Below are 18,682 nucleotides of genomic sequence, written 5' to 3'. Positions count from 1 at the left end.
TCCAAAGCCACAGGCGGCAGGCATTGCCTGGAACCATTTTTTGTCCTATAGTACAAATTATGTCAAGGACTGGCCTCGCAACGACGGGCCGACATGAGAGAGGCTGGATATGAAAGCGAACCTCTGCCGAGTTCAGGAATCAAACGGCTATCCATCGATGTTCGGTTCCCAGGCATGGCCCAGCGCGATGCCTGATAACCGGTCCATTCTGTTCTCCACCGCAGCGCGCAATTTCGGTGCCGAACAGCTTTCCAGACATTATGTCGAAACATTTTTCGGGCCGGAACGGGCGCGCGCGCTGATGGTGGGAGCCGGACTGTGCGACGCTGCGGGCCAGTTGCCGACGAGCATTTCCCGCGTCGACTTCTGGAACCTCTGCGTCGATGGCGTCTATAAATATGACGACGAGGGCCATGGCTGCACCCCCCGCCCCTTGCCGAAGGGCAGCTGGACGGTGATCTTCACCGCAGTGAACCATATGGACTCGGTCGGGGAAGGTCTGAAGCGCTTCTGCGAGTTCGTTCAGGTCATACCCTCTGGTATGACAGTGTCGGTCGGCTATGGCTCCGACGGGATTAACATCACCTATGCCATGAACGACCTGTCCGAGCGCGGGGAAATCTATGCCGAGCTGATCGCGATCGTGTTTCACTGCGTCCTGGTCTGGGGCACGGGGCAATGGATCGAGCCGGTCCGCACGCGGCTGTCGAGCCTGCTGGCCGATCGCGACGAGTCGCTACTGACCGGCCTCGCGACCAGTTGCTGGCGGCACGGGACGGGCGTCTCCATGGTCTATCCCAAGGAGATACTCGACATGCCGCTCGGAGTGCGTCGCTACAAGAGCTTCTCCTTCCACGAATCCTCCGTCTTCATGGAAATCGCACAGCGCTCACCGCGCTCGATTCATTCGGACGCATCCAACTCGATTGTTGAGGAATTGCGGGTGCTGATGCAGGATGAAATCCCCAGCCAGCGGGTCGCAGCGCGCAAGCTCGGGATGAGCGCGGCGACCTTGCAGCGCCGGCTCACGCAGGAAGGGACGAGCTTTCGCGAACTCTCACGGGAGGTCCGGATGCGGAAACTCTGCACCCTGCTCGCGACCGACGCCAATCTGGACGATATCGCTTTCGATCTTGGCTTTTCGGATCGCCGCAGCCTATGGCGCGCCTGCTTCGACTGGCTCGGCATGTCGCCTACGGCCTACCGCCTCCAACGCCGCCTGTGCGATAGCTAGCGCCTCACCCTGGGCTTCAACTGCTGTCTTATCGATGACCGAGAAAACTTCTGCGATCTTCCCAGCTCGCAAAGTGTAAAAAGCATGTTCGTGGAATACGACGCGCCGTCCGTTGACTGGAACGCCAAGAAACTCTTGCACAGGCGTGCAGTCGAAACGAAGCCGTGAGGCGATATGACTGGCATTCGCCACAACGATGTCGGCGTTGAAATGAAGGTCCGGGATATCTCGGACATTCTCTTCAAGCAGGGCTCGGTAGCCATAGACCCCGAGTGGGCGCTCATTGTGGACCACATCGGTAGCCACGAATTCGCCAAGCTCGTTCCAGGCACGGGCATTAAGGCATGCAATATATTGCTTATACATGCTGACTGCCGCTGTTTCTTGTGACGATCCATTCATTTTTAGACGCTCCTGTCTTCAATCCCGTCTACGGATCACGCGTATGGCGGCGGAAGGCGACCCCCATCACTTCCTCCGCTTACACTATTTTGCCACCGCCTTGGGGTTGATCCGCAGTGCTCGGCCCAGCGTCGCGAGCAAAGCCTGGGGCTGCGTCCTTCCATTCCGACGAAGGGATCGCACCATCAAACCGTGGGGTCAAACATCCGAGGAACGGGCGCCCCCGTCAAGCGAGACCGTCAGCGCCCTGCCTTATATGGGCTAGGAGCAAGTTCGACACGGTGTCGGGGCATTGATCGACGATGAAATGTCCCGCCCCCTCGACGATCTCGAATCGGAACGGACCGGTCACATAGTCCGCCGTCAGTTCCGCCGCATAGCGCCCGACCGTCGCATCTTGCGTGCCCCAGACATAGAGGGTGGGCAGGTTGATGGCCGGCGTCTGCGCGCCCGTGAAGCCGCTCGCACGATACCAGTTGATCGCGCCTTCCACCCCACCCGGCTCAGCGAGCTTGGCGATGTGAACGGCTGCGATCTCCGGCGGCACATATTGGGTTTCCAACGCTTCCCGGAGGGGTCGAAGTCCGTCCACCCGCATCCGGTCATAGGCGTCCGCGTCCTTCAGAAAGCGGTGGTGACGCGAACGCTCCGGCTGTTCGGGGTCTTCCGTCAACGCCCGCGCAAACGCCGCCGGATGCGGCCGCGACAAGATGCTCAGCGTGCGGATCCGCTCCGGATGAGCCGCAGCGAGCAACCAAGCGATCTGCCCGCCCCAATCATGCCCCACCAGATGGAAGTCCGCGACGCCAACCGCGTCCATCAGATCAACGGCGTCCTGGACGATGAACTCCACCTGATAGGCATCTTCCTCCGCCGGACGCGCGCCCGTCGAATAGCCACGCTGATCGGGCGCGATGACGCGAAAGCCCGCAGCCGACAGCGCCTCGACCTGAGGATGCCACATATAGCGCGACTCCGGGAAGCCATGCAGCAGCAGAACGGCCTGACCATGGTCATGACCCACGATATCGACGGTGAATTCAAGGCCGTTCAGGCTCACGCAGCGCGTTTCGATCATGTCTGTCTGCTATGGCCCGGTTATTCTGCAGTCGGGCTTTTGTAGAAGGAATAGCGCATCGTCGAAAACAGCCGGTGAACCATCGGCTCGAACGCTTCGAGCGGCATGCTTTCATAATTGGCGTCGAACGCGGACTGATCGTAGAGGTGACAGAAATCCGCCGTATATTCAAAATGCGGATGCCCCCTGAACTTCTCCCGCATATGCTGGTCTTCGCCGATATGATGGAAGAAATAATAGCCTTGGAAGATGGCGTGCTTTTCCACCATCCAGTGGTTCTTTTCCGAGACATAGGGCTTCAGGATCGCCGCGGCGAGATCGGCATGATTGCCCGACCCCAGCGTGTCGCCGATGTCGTGAAGCAAAGCGCAGACGACATATTCCTCGTCCATCCCCGCCCGATAGGCGCGCGTGGCGCACTGGACGCTATGTTCCAGCCGATCGACCGGGTAACCGCCGAAGTCACCGTCAAGCAGCTTCAGATGCGTCAATATCCGGTTCGACAGTCCCGCATGGAAGGGCTTGTAATGGCTATCGATGATCGCCCAGTCCTCCTTGGTAGAATCCGCCATTTGCGTGAAATGGGTGGTGGGGCCTTCGATTTCCTTGGTGTCGGACATGGTCGGACTTTCTTGCATGAGCATCGATATTAGTCAGGCGTCGAAGCCCGGCAGTTGGCGGTGCAGGCGGCGCAGGCAGCCCGGCCAGATCAGTTCATAGGCGGACTGGCCGCCCTCCAGCCGCAGCGGACCGCGCGCCGCCATCTCGCGGGCGACGGTATGCTGCGCTTCTTCCGGCGCGATCAAGACACCCTCGCGCCCGGCTGTCAGCGCCATGACCTGAATCTTGCAGGCCCGCTCCAATATGAACATGGTCCGCCAGCAATCGCCCGCATCCAGCCCGACCGCCAGCGTCCCGTGATTGCGGAGCAGCATCGCCGCATTGTTGCCGAGGTCGGCGACCAGCCGCTCGCGCTCATCCAGATCGAGCGCGATGCCTTCATAATCGTGATAGGCAAGCTCGGGCAGGATCGCCAGCGCGGTCTGGCTGAGCGGCAGCAGCCCCTCCTTCTGCGCCGACACGGCGATGCCCTGATCGGTGTGCAGGTGCATCACGAACTTCACATCCTCCCGCGCGCCATGGATCGCGGAATGGATGGTGAAACCCGCCGCATTGACCTTGTAGGGGGTGTCCTGAACGACATTGCCGTCCATATCGATCTTCACCAGCGACGACGCCGTCATTTCCTCGAAGAAGATGCCATAGGGGTTGATGAGGAAATGCTCTTCCGGCCCCGGCACGCGCGCGGAGATATGGGTATAGACCATATCGTCCCAGCCATTCAGGGCGACGAGGCGGTAGAGTGCGGCGAGATCGACACGCATCTTCCACTCCGCCTCGCTGACCTGACTTCTCAATGAAGGTGTCGGCGCCCAGGAACCGTCAGCCATTTCAATCTCCTTTAGCTATTCCATCGAAGGGCGAGCCAGCGACATCGGCGGAAGGCAGAGCCATCCCTATTTGCCCGTACGGGCGAGATAGGCGATGTCGTTGGCGGTGTTTGCGCTGATGTCGGGCGCGCATCGCGGCAAAATCTCGACTGCGTGCACTGTCCCGATCAGCGAGCGGCACCGCGCGGGCACTCCGGCTGCCAGCAGCTTGCGGTAGAATACGACGCCTTCGTCATGCAGCGGGTCGCACTCGTTCACGCTGATGACCGTCTGCGGAAGCCCTTTAAGATCGTCTTCCGACGCGAAGATGGGCCATGCCAGCGGATCCTTGCGCTCGAACGCCTCGATACCATAGGCCAGCGTCAGGCGATTGTTGCCGATGCTGATGAAGATGCCTTCATTATTGTGGGATGACGGATGGTCCGGATGCGGCCACTGCCCTGCGATGAACGGGCACAGCGAATAGACGCCGTTGATAAGGCCGATGTCGCCGTCACGATTAAGCTTCAGCGCGGTCGCCAGCGCCAGATTGCCGCCGCCGCTCTCGCCGGCAAGCGTGATCCGGTCAGGATCGATCTGCAATTCCTCCGCATGCGCGTGGACCCATTTCAGCCCGGAAACACAGTCGTTGAGGCCGGCGGGAAAGGGCGCGATTTCAGGCGCGGAAGACGGTAGCAGGCTGTTGCGGAAATCGACCATGGCGACCGCTACGCCCTGCGCTGCGATGATGCTGCCCCATCCCCGATAATTGGGGTCGAAGGCGGACAAGGTCGCCATCCCGCCGCCATGCATATAGTAGACGCAGGGCAGGACGCCCGCGCCTTCGGGGCGGATATACTGGATCTTGATCTCATTCCCATCGGGCTGCGAAATGAAGGTCTTGGTTTCATAGATGATGCCGGAGGACGGCGCAGACGCTTCGCACACGGCTTCCGCAAAAAATTGCGCGTCGGCCGCTACGGCTGCTTGCGCTTCGGGCGTGTGCATGAATTCGATCAGCTCTTCGCGCGTAAGCAGATCGGAAGCGGCCGGCGCGCCATATTCGCCGAAAACAGCCTTGATCCTTGGATCGATCCGATGGTCATTCAACAGCTTTGTCATTCTGTGCCTCTCCGATTTTTATGCATTTCGCCCGCCGTGCGCACCGCTCCATCCATGTGCAGAAGGATAGGAACCGATGGAGTCATGTTGGGACCGGACCGTTTTTCAGCGCGAAATGGTGGCCCGATCATGCCATCGGTACGCGGCGGGGCAATGACCAGCCCTCGCAACCCTCCGGTCGCGATTTGCGGCACAGCGTCATGACGGCCCCGCGAAAGCTAGCAGGATTTCAGCAAAGCGCTCCGGTTGCTCCTGCTGCACCCAGTGCCCCGCCCTCTCGATGAAATGGAGGGCAACCGGCTGCGTCGCCAACCCGTCTCGCATCGATTCCAGCAGTCGCGGAGACTGATAGGGCCCCCAGTCGGCCTTGCCGGCAACGAATGCCACTGGCATGGCAAGACGCCGACCGTGGAAAGGTGCCAAATCCCGGCCTGTCATCCCCTCGGCCAACGCGCTGCGGTACCAATTAAGCGCGGGCTGGAACCCGGTTCGCGCGAATTCGGCGGCGGCGACCGCCAGATCGGCATCGCTCAGCCATGTGCACGCCGCCATTTGCCTCGCATCGGGAATGATGGCGGCGGCAACCTCCGCCATGCCGCACTGCGCGGGCATGCAGTAATAATGCGGCAATCTGGCGATTTCCTCGACGGTCCAGCCCTTGAGCGGACCAGGTCTGTTGCCGTCCCAATCGGCGCTTTTCTGATGATAATAGCCGCGCAGAAACTGGTGCATGCCCTGCGGCGCATGCCACATGTCCGCATTCGCCTCCGGACCGCAATAATAGGCTTGGTAATGTTTGCGCGGCGGCGACAGGCGCGCCAGCTCTTCATGGATCGGATGGTCGAGGAAAGGCGCTGTGGGCAACGCACCTGCGGGCGGAGCGCCGCCGAAGGGCGATGCGGATAGCACCAGCCGGCGAACCCTGTCGAGTCGCGCGAACGCGCAGAATCCCGCTACAATGGAGCCGGCGTCATGGCCGACCAGCATGTCCAACGACGACATGTCCAGCGCGTCCATCAGGTTGAAGATATCCGCAGCCAGACTGCCAGTGGCATAAGGCTCCAGATCGGTGAGATAGGCATCGGACTGCGGGCTGGTCCGTCCAAATCCCCGTTGGTCCGGCCCGATCACATGATAGCCCGCGTCCGCGAGCAGCGGCATCACTCTGCGCCAGCACCACGCCAGTTCGGGAAAGCCGTGGAGAAGAAGGATGACGGGTCGCCCCCTCCCCTCATATCCGGCTTCCAGAATGTGCATGTCGAGATCGCCGACACCGCTGACGATGCGGGACCGTATGCCATCGGGCAACAGGGCCGGGGGAAGTGGCCCCGGATGCGCGGCGGAGTGCCCGGCCACCCTAATCGCCGCTGAAGACAGGCGCGCGCTTCTCCGCGAAAGCCCTGACGCCCTCCACATGGTCCGCCGTTTGCGAACAGTCGATATGGCAGCGCACCTCATGGTCCATATAGGCGCCGAACTCGGTGGACAGCGCGCTGTTGAGATGCTCTTTCATATAAGCCAGCGCATGTGGCGGCGCGGACGCGAGACGCCCGGCGATCAGCGCCGCCTGCGCCTTCAGTTCCTCGGCTTCGCACACCCAGTTGGTCAGCCCCAGATCGAGCGCGCGCTCGCTCGCCACGCGTTCGGGCAGGAACATCAACTCCTTGGCCCGCGCCATCCCGACCAGCCGGGCCAGCAGATATCCGATGCCGAAATCGCCCGAAAGCGCCACGTTCGCGAACGCCGTCAGCAGAAATGCCGGACGCGCCATGATCCGCAGGTCGCATGCCAGCGCCAGCGCAAGGCCCGCGCCCGCGGCGGGGCCGTGGATGACAGCCAGGCTCGGCTTGCCCATCGCGACTAGCCTGCCCGATGTCGCCCGCTGGATGACGCGTTGATACTCAATCCGGTCGTCCAGCGAGGACGGCGTGATCGGATTGTCCCCCATCGCCTTCACGTCGCCGCCCGCGCAGAAGGCGCGGCCGTTCCCCTGGAGGACGACGCACCGCACCTCGCGGCTGCTTTGGGCAAATGCGAGTTCCCGGTCGATCGCCTCCAGCATCGGATCGCTCATCGCATTGCGCGCCTCCGGCCGGTTGAGCGTCAGCGTCAAAACGCCCTCGTCCAGCGCCGATAGCAGATCCGGCGTTCCTGTATTCCGGTGTCCCAAGCCATCCTCCTTTTGATTATCGCGCATGTCTGCCGAGTCTTGGATCGTCAAGCGACCCTCAACTGCCCGGGAGTCGTCGCAAGGCAGGTATCGTCCAGCGCCTTCACCAGCCCCAGGTCAATCTGCGCGCGCGGCAACTGGTAGCGGAAGAAATAGTCGCAGGCGGCGCGCTTGGCTTCGTAAAAGGCCCTGTTGGCAACGCCGCCTTCTTGCCTGCGGACAGCGACCATCGCCTGCCACAGCCACAGCCAGCCGATCACCACCGTCCCCGTCGCGTCGAGGTATAGAGTCGCATTGGCGAGGCTGCGCTCCAGATCGGGTTCGGCCAGTGCGGCGCTGGTGGCCTCCGTGACCCAGCCGATCGCTTCGGCCAACCGGGCCGCATGGCCCGACAGTGCGGGAATGGCCGCCGCTTCCGTGATCGTCGCATTGATCCGCTCGATCAAGAGGTCGAGACCACGCCCTTCTGCCAGCCGGACTTTCCGTCCCAGAAGATCGATGCCCTGAATGCCGTAAGTGCCTTCATAGATATGGTTCAGGCGATTGTCGCGATACAGGCGCTCGATGGGATGATCGCTGGTATATCCCGCCCCGCCCAATATCTGCATCGCCCATTTGTTGGCCTCAAGGCAATGTTCGGACGGCCATGACTTGACGATCGGCGTCAGCACCTCCAGCAGCAGGGCAAGGTCGGCCTGATCCTCCTTCTTCGCGCTCTTCTGCTCGTCGATCAGCAGCGCGCAATAGGTGCAGAGCGCAAGCGCACCTTCGACCGCCGCCTTCTGCGCCAGCAGCATCCGCCGGATGTCGACATGCTCGATCAGCGGAATCTGGGGCAATGCTGGATTTTTCTGACCGAGGCGGCGGCCCTGAAGCCGGTCGGTCGCATAGTGGAGCGAATAGAGATACCCCACCAGACCGGACATGGTCGCGACATGCCCCACGCCGATCCGCGCTTCATTCATCATGTGGAACATGGCGTGCAGCCCCTGATGGGGCTTGCCGACCAGATAGCCGACCGAAGGACCATCCTCGCCAAAGTTGAGCTGGCAATTGGTCGTTCCGCGCTGTCCCATCTTGTGCGCCAGACCGACCAGCGTGACATTATTGTCCTCCCCCGGTTCACCCGCTTCATTCAGGCGCTTTTGCGGGACAAGGAACAGCGAGATGCCCTTGACTCCGGCGGGCGCGTCGGGAAGCCGCGCGAGCACGAGATGCACGATATTCTCGCTCATGCGGTGGCCGCCGCTCGAAATCCAGATCTTCGTGCCGCGCAGATGATAGGAGCCGTCGCCCGCCGGATCGGCCCGCGTGGTAATGTCGGCGAGCGACGATCCCGCCTGCGGCTCGGACAGGCACATCGTGCCCATCCAGCGCCCCGCAATCATATGCGAGGCGTAGCGGGACTTCTGCTCCTCCGTCCCGAAAGCCAGCAACAGCCGCGCTGCGGCAGCCGTCAGCAGAAAATAGTTGGCGATCGCGACATTGGCCGCGCTGAACATGCCGTTCACCGTCATGCTGACTGTGTGCGATATGCCCAGTCCGCCGGATTCGACCGGAAAGCTCTGCGCCGACAGACCTGCCTCGCTATAGGCGTTCAACGCACGGCCGACATAGGCCGGCATTACCGCCTCGCCATTCTCGAAGGTCGGCGGAACGGCGTCGAGCGGGGCGGCGGTCGGCAGATATTCGGCCTCGGCGATGCGCTGCGCCGTATCCAGAAGCTGGGAAACCAGCTCCCGGTCCTGCCCCTCGAAAGGGCCGGACGCATGCGCCTTTTCCAGATCGAACATGTCGAACAACAGAAAGTCGAGATTGTGACGATCAACGATGGTGCTCACGGTAACTCCTGAGGGCCAAGCGGTGCGCCAACGCGCCCGATTGTGCATTGGGAGCTTTCCGCCGCGGCGGCTAGGACGGTTTGATGCAGCCCAAACATCGCAATCTCGCTCAACCCGCAGCCCCCGCATGCGTGCGGCCAGGACGGCTTAAGCGCAGGAGAGAGTAGGGAATATTTGTCGGTGAGCCCGCCGCCACGTGCGGGCGTGAGCCCATATGTCACCCGCTTCATGAGGCGATTGGTCATGGCTCCGGATAGATCGGTAGCATATTGCGACGCATAACATTGGGCATTCGCCTGATCGGCTCCTCTCCACATGCTAAAGGAAACTGATTTGTCTGGGAATCTTGGCACCGCGATCGTCACCGGGGCTTCTTCGGGTATCGGCAAGCTGTTCGCCGATCGTCTCGCCGCGCGCGGCTACGACGTCGTGCCCGTCGCGCGGCGTGAAGACCGGCTTCGCGCCATCGCGGCCGATCTGGAAAGCCGCTTCTCGGTGCGCGCCGACGTTCTGGTCGCCGACTTGTCCGATCCTGCCGGCGTCGCCGCCGTCTCGGAGCGTATTTCCGGCGATCCGTCGGTGTCGTTCCTGGTGAACAACGCCGGCTACTCCACGATCAAGACGCTGGTCGAAACGCCTGACGACGTGATCGCCAACATGGTCGCGCTCAACGTCACTGCTTTGACCACCCTGTCCAAAGCCGCTCTCGTCCGCTTTACGGAAAAAGGCGCGGGCACGCTCATCAATATCGGCTCCGGAGCGGGTTTCGCGCCCTTCCCCGGCATCGGCATTCCGGTCTACGCCTCCACCAAGGCTTATGTCTATCTCCTGACCAAATATCTCCAGAACGAAGTCGAAGGCACTGGCGTCAACGTGCGGCTGGTCCTGCCCGGCGCGGTGGTTTCCGAAGGATGGGACGTGGCGGGCGGCGCCGATCTGGACCCGCTGCCCGACGCGATCGTCATGTCGACCGAGGATTGCGTCGACGCCGTCATGGCGGGCCTGGAGCAGGGTGAACGCGTCATCGCACCGTCACTGGCGGACACATCCCTTCTAGCAGCCTATGACAATGCGAGCGGCACGCTGCTGCAATCGATGTTCAATGCCGAGCCTGCTGCGCGCTACGGCCTACGGAAATAAGCTCCCCCTCCGCTATCGTCCCCGGAAGCGCAGCCGATACTCGCCGGGGGTCAGCCCGACGATGCGCGTAACAGCCTTCGGAACGACGACGTGTCGGCATAGCCCACCTCCCACGCGATCGGGTCGATCGGTAGCACGCTCGACCGCAGCAATTCCTGCGCGCTCGCCACCCGCAGCCGCTGGCAATAGTCGGTGGTGATAAGGCCCGTCGCCTTCAGAAAACGGCGCAACAAGATCCGCTTCTCAAGCCCACCTATAGCGGCCAGGCTCGACAGACGGGCGTCGGTTGCGCCGGTCGCCCGCAGCTAGTGCTGAACCTTCAGCACCGCCCAGTCGCCAGGGTCGTGAGGTGAGATGGGCAAAGTGGTCCACACGTAACGTTAGCTTTTCGACGGATTTTCCTTGTTGAGGAGGTACGTCGATGAAGAAGCAGCGGTTTTCGGTGGAGCAGATCGCGGCGGCGCTGAAGCAGGCTGAGCTAGGCTTGCCGGGGCAGCAACGTCTCGGCAGAGGATCGGCCCGCGTCGATGGCCGTGCCGTCTGCCGCCACGCGCATGAACTGCGCTGCATCGAGGCGCCCCTTATGCGCCCCCGACCGGGTGATGAGGATCGTCCCGTCGGCCAGCCGGGCGGAATAATTGCCGGCGGTCGCGGGCGCCAGGCCGCGGGCATCCAGGCGGCGACCGGCCTTGGCAAGCGCATCCGCTGGATCAGGTAAATCAGACACGGTGGCGGGCATATCCAGCTCTGGAGAAAAGCGCGGTTCGGCGCGGCGCCGGTCATCCCTGTCGGACGTCCCGGCTGGACAAGGGCGGTGATCCTTCGATATCCAGCTCTGGAGAAAAGCGCGGTTCGGCGCGGCGCCGGTCATCCCTGTCGGACGTCCCGGCTGGACAAGGGCGGTGATCCTTCGATGACAAAGAACCCTGGCGACCCTAGCGGGCGGAACAGAGGGCCGCAATCGGTCCTTTCACGACCCGGAGCGCGCACAGCGCGAAACGATCGGCGGCCGCGCGGCCATTCTCCCGTTCCGCCGGGCTCCGGCGACCGTGAAAACAGGCTTGCTCAACGCTTTATGAAATTATCTTGAGTGTCCTGCCGCCTCCAGCGTCTAAGGAGAATGGGCCGGCGACCGTGAAAACAGGCTTGCTCAACGCTTTATGAAATTATCTTGAGTGTCCTGCCGCCTCCAGCGTCTAAGGAGAATGGGCGGAGGCCAGCTTCATATAGGGATACGGAATGGAATATCGCACATTGGGACGCACCGGGATCGAGGTCAGCCTGATCTGCCTCGGCACCATGACATGGGGCTCGCAGAACAGCGAGGCGGAGGCGCATGAGCAGCTCGACCACGCGGTGGGCCACGGCGTCAACTTCATCGACACGGCGGAGGCCTATCCGGTGACGCCCGTATCCCGCGAGACGCAGTTCCTGACCGAAACCTATATCGGCAACTGGATCGCGGGCCGGAAGCGGCGGGACGACGTCATAGTCGCCACCAAGATCGCCGGTCCCACCCGCGACGCCGTGCGGGAATTTCGCGGCGGCAACAACCGGCTCGACCGGCGCAATGTCGAACAGGCGGTGGAGGACAGCCTGCGCCGGCTGCGCACCGACTATATCGATCTTTACCAGGTGCACTGGCCCGACAGGCCGGTGCCGTCCTTCGGCGCTCGCGGCCTCACGCGACTGGACGATACCCCCGACACCGTGCCCATAGAGGAAACGCTGGGCGCGCTGGCCGACCTGGTGCGGGCAGGAAAGATCCGCCATTTCGGCGTCTCCAACGAAACCCCCTGGGGCGTGTCCGAATATCTGCGCCTGTCGCGTGAGAAGGAATGGCCGCGCGTCGCATCGATCCAGAATGCCTATAATCTGCTCAACCGCACCTTCGAACATGGGTTGTCGGAATATGCGCTGCGCGAACAGGTGTCGCTGCTCGCCTATTCCCCTCTGGCCGGCGGCAATCTGACGGGAAAATATCTGGGCGGCCGCATTCCGGAGGGTTCGCGCAGGGACGTGAGCCGCCAGTTCGTGCGGTACGACCTGCCCGGACAACCGACCGCCAGCGCGCGCTATGTCGCCGTCGCGCAGGCCCATGGCCTGCCCCCGGCGCAACTGGCGCTGGCCTTCGTCAACAGCCGGCCCTTCGTCACGTCGACGATCATTGGCGCGACATCGCTGGAGCAGCTCAAGATGGATCTCGCCAGCGTCGACGTCCGCCTGGATGCAGATGCGCTGGCCGCCATCGAAGCGATCCATCGCGAACTGCCCGATCCCTGCCCCTGATCGCGGGGATCGGCGGCGATCCTTTTTGAATGCGTGGTGGCGGCGCGCGCGATCACCGTATCGATGCAAAATACCCCAAGCCGGGCGCGGCAGGAGCGGTTCCGGCCAGGCGTTTCCCGCCATCAATCCCACGACCCCTGCCGCGCCCGCTCGCGCATCGCCTCCAGGAACAGCCGCACAGCGGGCATTGCCGCGCGCCCGGCGTCGTAGAGCAGGCTGACCGGCACGGGCGGCGGCGCGTGGTCCTCCAGCAGGCGGACGAGCCGCCCGGCCGCGACCGCCTCCGCCGCCTGGTAGCTCAGGACATTGGCCACTCCCACCCCAGCCTCGGCCGCCGCGATCGTGCCGTCGATCGTATTGACGGTCAGGCGGGGAGCGACCTCGACCGTGCTTTCCGCCTTCCCGCCGAAACGCCAGGCGGCGCCGATCCTGATGCCGCTGCCGACGATGCAGCGATGGCCGGCCAGATCGGCCGGCGTCGCCGGAACGCCATGCGAAGCCAGATAGGCGGGGCTGGCCACGATGGTCTGCCGCACCGATCCGATGCTCATCACCCGCAGCGCGCTGTCGGCCAGCGGCCCGATCCGCACGGCCACGTCGATCCCTTCCTCGACGATGCGGACATTGCGGTCGATCAGCATCATGCGCGCGCTCAGCCCGTCATGAGCCGCCAGCAGCGCGCCGATGGCAGACAACACATGCAGTCGCCCGAACATCACCGGAGCGGTCACGTAAAGCTGGCCGCGCGGCGCCGACCGGCCGCCCATGACGATCTGCTCGGCCTCCCGCAGGTCGGACATGATCCGCCGCGCCCGGTCCAGAAAGGCCGCACCTTCGTCCGTCAGCGATACCGCGCGGGTGGAGCGGTGGAACAGCGTCACGCCCAGATGCCGCTCCAGCGCGGCGACGGCGCGGGTGACGGCGGGCGGGGACATGCCCAGCTTGCGCGCTGCGGCGGCGAAGCCGCGCTGGTCGGCCACCGCGACGAAGGCGGACAGGGCATCGAAGCGATCCATTATTCCCCGAACTGAAACAGTGAAAGCCAATCATCGGCCATTATCATGCAGCGCGCAATGGCTTAGCTTGTCCGGCATGGCACAGGTCTATCTCCACACCATGTTCGGCAACGGCGCACGCGCCATGCAGGAAGCCGCCGGTTCGCGCGCTTCCTATGCGCGCATGGAGGCGAATGCGGGCGCGGCCGACATGCTCACCGACCGGGAGGCGGATTTCATCGCCGCCCGCGACAGCTTCTACATGGCCAGCGTCAGCGAGGATGGCTGGCCTTACGTCCAGCATCGCGGCGGCCCGGCCGGCTTCCTGCGGCGGATCGGGGACAACCGGATCGGCTTTGCCGATTATCGGGGCAACCGCCAATATCTCTCGGCCGCGAACCTCGCCGCCGACGACCGGGTGTCGCTGTTCCTGATGGACTATCCCAACCGCCGCCGCCTGAAGCTGATCGGCCATGCCCATGGCAGCGACCATCCGGCGACCATCGCGGCGCTGATGACGCCCGGCTATGGCGCCGAACCTGAGCGCGCCTTCCTGATCGATGTCGTGGGCTTCGACTGGAACTGTCCGCAACATATCACCCCGCGCTTCACGCAGAAGGAGATCGAGCGCCTCACCGCCCCCCTGGTGGACGAGCTCGACCGGCTTCGCGCACGCATTGCCGAACTGGAAGGATAGAAATCATGAAAGACAAACTCACGCGCGGCGTCCATCATGTCGGGCTGACGGTGCCCGATCTCGACCAGGCGCGGGCCTTCTTCTGCGGCGTGCTCGGCTTCGACGAGGTGGGCGGCGTTCCCGATTATCCCTCCATCTTCCTGTCGGACGGCGCGATCCTCCTCACCCTCTGGCGCGCCGCCGATCCGCTGAGCGCCCGGGCCTTCGACCGGCGGGCCAATATCGGGCTGCACCATCTCTCGCTCGCGGTGGCTGACGATGCAGCGCTGGACACCGCGTGGGAGAAGGTGCGCGCCCATCCGGAGGTGGTGGTCGACGCCCCGCCCGGCCCGATCCGCGCCGGATCGGCCACCCGGCACTTCCTGGTCTTCATTCCGGGGGGCATCCGCCTGGAATTCGCCACGCCCTTTTCCTGAACCGCCATCCTCCGATGTGAAAAGGGCTCCGGAGCATGCATGCTCCGGAGCCCTCTCCATGCGACCCGGCGAAGGGATTACATGCGGATGCGCAGGCCCACCGAAACCATGCGCCCGATCGGGTTCGACACGAAGCCGTTATAGCCCCATGCGCCGCCCAATATGCCGTTGGTGTTGCCGTTGTAGAAGGGCGGGTTCTTGTCGAAGATGTTCTGGGCGTCGACATAGATCTGCCATCCCCGGGCGAAGCTTTCACCCTGGAATTCATATTGCAGGTGCAGGTCGAACGTGTCGTTGGCCTTGACCTTGTCGCCGCCGCCGATCGGGTTGCCGATCGAATTGACGATGATCGGTTCCACCGTCGTGCTGATCCAGTTGCGGTAGGAACCCGTATGGTTCCAGAACAGATCGGCGGACAATCCATCCTTGGCCCAGCCCAGTTGTGCGCGGTTCTTGAACCGCACCGACGGGAAGGTGGTGTTGTAACCGGAAGTGTTGAGGATGCTGAAGTCCGTACCGCCGCCGAAATTCTGCCGGAACTTCGTGAAATAGGTGAAGCCCGTGCCGATCACGAAGCTGCCCAGTTCACCGATCTCCGTGCGATAGTTGAACTGCCCGTCGATCCCCTCCACCGTCAGGTTGAGCGCATTGCGGCTGCTCTGGTCGATCAGGAAATAGACCTGCGGCGGGATCGCGCCCGACACCGTCGCGCCATTGGCGATATTGGCGAACTCGTCGATCTGCGCCTGCGAGCAGGTCTGCGGACAGATGGTCAGCAGGTTGCGCAGCCCCGCCGAGTTCACGATGGCGCTGGGGCTGGGGGAGGAGACGCCGCCGATGAACTTGTTGTGGAAATAGGTGAAGGCGGCGGTGAAGCCGGGCAGGAAGCGCGGCGCCAGGTCGATGCCCGCCGACCAGCTGCGGCCCTTTTGCGGGGTCATGTTGGAAAAGCCGCCGCCCAGCTGGCGCCGCATGCCCTGGATCGCCGGCGTGCCGATGGTGCAGGTGGTCGCATTGCACTGCACGCCGGGGATGTTCGCCACATCGGGATAGTTGGCGATGGGCACGGCGATCTGCGTGCCGTTCACGCCGACGCTGCCGGATGCGTAGAGATAGCCCTGCGTCGGATCGCCGATCACCGCGGTCGGCGGCGCCACGAAGGCGCGGGAATAGTTGCCGCGCAGCTTGACGCCCTCCACCGGCTCCCAGTTCGCGGCGAACTTCGGATTGGTGGTCGATCCCACGTCGCTATAGCTGTCGTAGCGGCCGGAGATGCTGAGGTCGAAACTGTGGACCAGCGGAATGCCCATATCCGGTGAAACGACCGGAATATAGAGTTCGGCGTAAAGCGACTTCACGTCGCGCTTGTAGTTATAGACGCGGAAGTTCGAACCGGTCGTGGTCGGGCCGGTATTGTTGGAGCCCGTGATCTTCTGGGTCTGTTCATACCAGAGATATTCGCCGCCGACCGCGATCTTGAGCTTGCCCGCGGGAAGATTGAACAGCGACCCGTTGAGGTCGAGCTTCATCTGGTTGAAGGTGTTGTAGTTCGTATTTTCGCTATTGTTGCGATAGAGCGAGCGGATGACCGCTTCGGAAGTCCGGTTGGTGCCGTCGAAGGGCCGCCAGACGTCCAGCGCGTTCGCCGCCGTCAGCGGCAGGTTGAGCGCGATGACGTTCTGGCCCGGAATGTCGGTCGCCGTGGTGCTGCCGCTCAACTGCGCGGTGCCGTTCAGCGCCAGCAGGGCGCAGGCGGAACAGAAGCCGTTGACGGTGTTGAGCGCCGAGCGGTTCCAGCCGAAGGCGTCGCTGAAGGTCAGCGTCCAGTCGTCATTGACATGATATTCCGCGACGGCGGTCGAATAGATCGAATCCGACTGCGATTCCTGTTCGCCATAATCCGCGTCGGGCAGCAGGGCGAGCCATGTGACCGTCTGCTGCGTGGCGCCGGGCGCGCCCGCGGGCGCCTGGTAGAAGGGGTTGATCTGGCCGCCCCGGCCCGATCCGGGACCGAATACGGTGGCGTTGGTCAGGCCGCCGGGTCCGGACGCATTATGCGTTTCCTGGCGGTTATAGTTCATCATCGCGGTGACGGTGAACTTGTCCGAAAAATCGTTCGTGACCTTGATCATCGCATTCGCGCGGAACTGCGAAGGCAGAAGATTGGCGTAGACCGAATTGTTGCAGGGCGCGTTCGCCTGAATATTAGGAACTGTCGTCGTCGCGCCGGGCGAAAGGAAGACGCCGCTGACCCCCGGCGCGATGATCGTCGCGGGGCTGCACTGATAGCTGTTTGTGTTGGTGCCGCCGACCGGACGATAATCGCCCAGGCTGGAAAAACGGCGGTCCCTGTTCTTCAGTTCCGACTGGTCGGAATAGGAGCCCGCGACATAGACGCCGCCCGTGTCCCACTTCTTGCCCCAGATGAAGTTGAAGTTGGTATTGTGATAGCTGTCGGCAAAGCCCGCCTGCGCATTCGCCTCGAACCCGTCGAAGGTCCGCCGGGTGATGAAGTTGACCACGCCCGCGACCGCGTCCGACCCGTAGACGGACGACGCGCCGTCGGCCAGCACCTCGACCCGCTGGATCGCGCTGACCGGGATGATGTTGGGGTCGGTCTGGGCGAACTGCGTGCCGCCGCCGGGCAGGCGCAGGCCGTCCAGGATCACCAGCGTGGTGTTGGACGACGATCCCGCAAGGCTGTGGATCTGCGGCGAATAATAGGAATAGGCATTCTCGCCCTGCGCGACCGAACCGGCCGTGGAAATGGACGGCACGGTGTTGACGAGTTGCGACACGTTGACGGGCGCGGTCTTCTCGATCGTATCCTGGCCCACCGAAATCAGGTTGGACCCGACGGGCGCCACGCCCCGGATGGCGGAACCGGTGACGACGATGTCGCTGTCCGTTACCGACTGGCTGTTCTGGGGCGGCGGCGCGATCGTCGCATTGTCCTGGGCCAGCACGGGCTGGCCGGCCACCATCGCCGCCGCAATCGCGATCAGCGAACTGTTCAATCGTGCAGGCAGATATTCTCCCAACATGGCTCTCTCCCTCATTATCATATACTATAGGATTTTTATGTGAGTTTATGGCTGTCCGGAGGCTGAAAGTCTCCGGATTCCAGGGTATTTGGCGATGGCCCCCGAGGGGCGCGGTTCAGTGCGGCTGGAAGCTGTGCAAGCCGCGGGGATAAGGGTTGATCGCGACGCGCGTGGCCATCTGCCCCGGCTGCCCGCCGAAGCTGGCGCGATGCCACCGGCCCTGGGCTGCGGTCACGACGTCGCCGGGCGACGCGGTGAAGAACGGCACGCCTTCGATCTGGTAATCGACATTGCCTTCCATGATGAACCAGAATTCATCATAGCCGAAGTGGAAATGGCCAAGATCGCTGGTCGGCGGAGTCTTGATGCCCTTTCCGCGAATATTGTTCACGAACAGATGATCGCCGGCAATGAAGGCGCCTGCTCTTTGCCCGCCGGTCACCACATCCTTGTAATAATCGAGATAAGGCCGGTCGGCGGCGCCATAATGCCCGTCGCCGCCCATCAACGCGGCCTTCACATAGGTGAAGCCCGGCACGTCCCTGGGCTTGTCCGGCCTGGTCGCGGCGCGATAGAGCGGCACGTCGCCCGCGCCGTGCACCTCCAGCCACAGCGCCGGCTCGTCGCCCACGCTTTCCAGGGTGAAAGGCAGGCGGAAGGGAATATTGACCTCTCCGCCCTTGACCGCGACGAAGGGTTCCTGCCCCTTGATGCTGACCCGAAGCTGCCCGCCCCAGACGATGAGGGCGGTCGCATTGTCGGCATACATCAGCGGTTCGGTGCGCTGCCCGGCCGCCATCTGGTGCCAGTCCGCCTCCAGATCG

The 18,682-nt window shown here is 63.2% G+C and carries 18 protein-coding genes; 5 read left to right on the top strand and 13 right to left on the bottom strand.

Translation table 11 applies throughout. The features are described 5' to 3' along the window. Positions 1–187 precede the first annotated feature (187 nt). The gene (locus tag A0J57_RS16845; RefSeq protein WP_158298519.1) at positions 188–1,234 is read left to right on the top strand and encodes a helix-turn-helix domain-containing protein; all 1,047 of its coding nucleotides are present in this window, start codon (positions 188–190) and stop codon (positions 1,232–1,234) included. Here the strand turns inward: A0J57_RS16845 and A0J57_RS25400 are convergent. The 8 genes from A0J57_RS25400 to A0J57_RS16805 all read right to left on the bottom strand — a co-directional run bounded on the left by A0J57_RS25400 (position 1,157) and on the right by A0J57_RS16805 (position 9,277). Then, entirely contained in the window at positions 1,157–1,636 is a 480-nt protein-coding gene (locus A0J57_RS25400) for an ester cyclase (RefSeq protein WP_076605764.1), read from the bottom strand. The two genes, A0J57_RS16845 and A0J57_RS25400, sit on opposite strands and share 78 nt — an antisense overlap. A gap of 226 nt (positions 1,637–1,862) precedes the next feature. Beyond that, complete coding sequence (locus A0J57_RS16835) at positions 1,863–2,714, bottom strand: alpha/beta fold hydrolase (protein WP_061937444.1); 852 nt, start codon at positions 2,712–2,714, stop codon at positions 1,863–1,865. A gap of 20 nt (positions 2,715–2,734) precedes the next feature. Beyond that, the gene (locus A0J57_RS16830) at positions 2,735–3,334 is read right to left on the bottom strand and encodes an HD domain-containing protein (protein WP_061937441.1); all 600 of its coding nucleotides are present in this window, start codon (positions 3,332–3,334) and stop codon (positions 2,735–2,737) included. A 33-nt stretch (positions 3,335–3,367) separates the two neighbouring features. Then, positions 3,368–4,165, bottom strand: coding sequence for a class II aldolase/adducin family protein (locus A0J57_RS16825; RefSeq protein ID WP_061937438.1), 798 nt, complete (start codon positions 4,163–4,165; stop codon positions 3,368–3,370). A 66-nt stretch (positions 4,166–4,231) separates the two neighbouring features. Continuing rightward, on the bottom strand, positions 4,232–5,266 hold the full coding sequence (locus A0J57_RS16820) for an alpha/beta hydrolase (RefSeq protein WP_044660912.1): 1,035 nt from the start codon (positions 5,264–5,266) through the stop codon (positions 4,232–4,234). A 198-nt stretch (positions 5,267–5,464) separates the two neighbouring features. Continuing rightward, positions 5,465–6,622, bottom strand: a complete 1,158-nt coding sequence (locus tag A0J57_RS16815; protein ID WP_062017279.1) for an alpha/beta hydrolase — start codon at positions 6,620–6,622, stop codon at positions 5,465–5,467. Between the two features lies 1 nt (position 6,623). Further along, positions 6,624–7,436 carry an enoyl-CoA hydratase-related protein gene (locus A0J57_RS16810; RefSeq protein WP_235600891.1) on the bottom strand — a complete coding sequence of 271 codons (813 nt, stop codon included), beginning with the start codon at positions 7,434–7,436 and terminating at the stop codon, positions 6,624–6,626. Between the two features lie 47 nt (positions 7,437–7,483). Beyond that, complete coding sequence (locus A0J57_RS16805; RefSeq protein ID WP_044660915.1) at positions 7,484–9,277, bottom strand: acyl-CoA dehydrogenase; 1,794 nt, start codon at positions 9,275–9,277, stop codon at positions 7,484–7,486. A 333-nt stretch (positions 9,278–9,610) separates the two neighbouring features. On the opposite strand from A0J57_RS16805, the gene A0J57_RS16800 reads away from it, so the two are divergent. Further along, entirely contained in the window at positions 9,611–10,417 is an 807-nt protein-coding gene (locus A0J57_RS16800) for an SDR family oxidoreductase (RefSeq protein WP_061937432.1), read from the top strand. A gap of 50 nt (positions 10,418–10,467) precedes the next feature. Here A0J57_RS16800 and A0J57_RS26650 read toward each other — a convergent pair whose 3' ends face one another. Continuing rightward, entirely contained in the window at positions 10,468–10,674 is a 207-nt protein-coding gene (locus A0J57_RS26650) for a helix-turn-helix domain-containing protein (RefSeq protein WP_255309043.1), read from the bottom strand. Positions 10,675–10,895: 221 nt separating this feature from the next. Next, positions 10,896–11,144, bottom strand: coding sequence for a class II aldolase/adducin family protein (locus A0J57_RS16790; protein ID WP_235600890.1), 249 nt, complete (start codon positions 11,142–11,144; stop codon positions 10,896–10,898). A 512-nt stretch (positions 11,145–11,656) separates the two neighbouring features. Between A0J57_RS16790 and A0J57_RS16785 the strand changes: the two genes are divergently transcribed. After that, positions 11,657–12,706 (top strand): NADP(H)-dependent aldo-keto reductase, encoded by a 1,050-nt coding sequence (locus tag A0J57_RS16785; protein ID WP_061937427.1) that lies wholly within the window; start codon positions 11,657–11,659, stop codon positions 12,704–12,706. 122 nt (positions 12,707–12,828) lie between these two features. On the opposite strand, the gene A0J57_RS16780 is transcribed toward A0J57_RS16785, so the two are convergent. Next, complete coding sequence (locus A0J57_RS16780; protein WP_061937424.1) at positions 12,829–13,722, bottom strand: LysR family transcriptional regulator; 894 nt, start codon at positions 13,720–13,722, stop codon at positions 12,829–12,831. A 76-nt stretch (positions 13,723–13,798) separates the two neighbouring features. Here A0J57_RS16780 and A0J57_RS16775 point away from each other — a divergent pair, with 76 nt between their 5' ends. Together A0J57_RS16775 and A0J57_RS16770 are read left to right on the top strand one after the other, a co-directional pair. Then, positions 13,799–14,398, top strand: a complete 600-nt coding sequence (locus A0J57_RS16775; RefSeq protein ID WP_061937421.1) for a pyridoxamine 5'-phosphate oxidase family protein — start codon at positions 13,799–13,801, stop codon at positions 14,396–14,398. 5 nt (positions 14,399–14,403) lie between these two features. Beyond that, positions 14,404–14,814, top strand: coding sequence for a VOC family protein (locus tag A0J57_RS16770; protein WP_025550669.1), 411 nt, complete (start codon positions 14,404–14,406; stop codon positions 14,812–14,814). A gap of 77 nt (positions 14,815–14,891) precedes the next feature. Here A0J57_RS16770 and A0J57_RS16765 read toward each other — a convergent pair whose 3' ends face one another. Both A0J57_RS16765 and A0J57_RS16760 read right to left on the bottom strand, forming a co-directional pair. Continuing rightward, positions 14,892–17,858: a TonB-dependent receptor gene (locus tag A0J57_RS16765; RefSeq protein WP_061937418.1), complete on the bottom strand. Its 2,967-nt coding sequence runs from the start codon at positions 17,856–17,858 to the stop codon at positions 14,892–14,894. 115 nt (positions 17,859–17,973) lie between these two features. Further along, positions 17,974–18,682: cupin domain-containing protein (locus A0J57_RS16760; RefSeq protein ID WP_062017273.1), on the bottom strand; the 709-nt coding region annotated here is incomplete at its 5' end.

This window comes from Sphingobium sp. 22B (assembly GCF_001580035.1).
Lineage (GTDB): Bacteria > Pseudomonadota > Alphaproteobacteria > Sphingomonadales > Sphingomonadaceae > Sphingobium > Sphingobium fuliginis.
The sequence above is the reverse complement of the archived record's forward strand: the minus strand, read 5'-3'. Positions and strand labels throughout refer to the sequence as shown.

What these genes read in the sequence shown, in the direction of transcription:
- A0J57_RS16845 (WP_158298519.1), top strand. Translation starts at nt 188, where the DNA reads ATGCCTGATAACCGGTCCATTCTGTTCTCCACCGCAGCGCGCAATTTC.
- A0J57_RS25400 (WP_076605764.1), bottom strand. Translation starts at nt 1,636, where the DNA reads ATGAATGGATCGTCACAAGAAACAGCGGCAGTCAGCATGTATAAGCAA.
- A0J57_RS16835 (WP_061937444.1), bottom strand. Translation starts at nt 2,714, where the DNA reads ATGATCGAAACGCGCTGCGTGAGCCTGAACGGCCTTGAATTCACCGTC.
- A0J57_RS16830 (WP_061937441.1), bottom strand. Translation starts at nt 3,334, where the DNA reads ATGTCCGACACCAAGGAAATCGAAGGCCCCACCACCCATTTCACGCAA.
- A0J57_RS16825 (WP_061937438.1), bottom strand. Translation starts at nt 4,165, where the DNA reads ATGGCTGACGGTTCCTGGGCGCCGACACCTTCATTGAGAAGTCAGGTC.
- A0J57_RS16820 (WP_044660912.1), bottom strand. Translation starts at nt 5,266, where the DNA reads ATGACAAAGCTGTTGAATGACCATCGGATCGATCCAAGGATCAAGGCT.
- A0J57_RS16785 (WP_061937427.1), top strand. Translation starts at nt 11,657, where the DNA reads ATGGAATATCGCACATTGGGACGCACCGGGATCGAGGTCAGCCTGATC.
- A0J57_RS16780 (WP_061937424.1), bottom strand. Translation starts at nt 13,722, where the DNA reads ATGGATCGCTTCGATGCCCTGTCCGCCTTCGTCGCGGTGGCCGACCAG.
- A0J57_RS16775 (WP_061937421.1), top strand. Translation starts at nt 13,799, where the DNA reads ATGGCACAGGTCTATCTCCACACCATGTTCGGCAACGGCGCACGCGCC.
- A0J57_RS16770 (WP_025550669.1), top strand. Translation starts at nt 14,404, where the DNA reads ATGAAAGACAAACTCACGCGCGGCGTCCATCATGTCGGGCTGACGGTG.
- A0J57_RS16765 (WP_061937418.1), bottom strand. Translation starts at nt 17,858, where the DNA reads ATGTTGGGAGAATATCTGCCTGCACGATTGAACAGTTCGCTGATCGCG.